This is a genomic window from Achromobacter sp. Marseille-Q0513 (assembly GCF_018195695.1).
Classification (GTDB): Bacteria; Pseudomonadota; Gammaproteobacteria; order Burkholderiales; family Burkholderiaceae_B; genus Achromobacter.
On the sequence record NZ_JAGTJY010000633.1, the window covers coordinates 1 to 342 of the forward strand.

Annotated in this window: 1 protein-coding gene; it reads left to right on the forward strand. The window is 74.0% G+C overall.

Annotation, left to right across the window (positions count from 1 at the left end; genetic code table 11):
• Positions 1 to 281 (forward strand): Sir2 family NAD-dependent protein deacetylase (locus tag KDH83_RS32080; RefSeq protein ID WP_283093877.1); only part of this gene is annotated, 281 nt, incomplete at its 5' end.
• Positions 282 to 342 lie beyond the last annotated feature (61 nt).

Sequence of the window (342 nt, forward strand, 5' to 3'; positions counted from 1 at the left end):
GTCCCGTGCGGCCCGGCGTCGTCTGGTTCGGGGAAAGCCTGCCCGCCGACGCCTGGCGCGCGGCCCAGCTCGCCGCCGAGCAATGCGACCTGCTGCTGAGCATCGGCACCTCGGCCCTGGTCTATCCCGCCGCGGAGCTGCCGCAACGCGCGCTGGCCACGGGCGCCGTCGTCGCGCAGGTCAATCCCGCAGCCACGCCGATGGACGCGCGCGTGAAGTTCAATCTGCGCGGCCAGGCCGCCGACGTGCTGCCCAGGTTGCTGCAAAGCGCCGGGATCTGAACCGGCGACCGCGAACGCGCATCGCGCCGCGCGTATCGTCCGCACATGGCGCCCGCGTCCC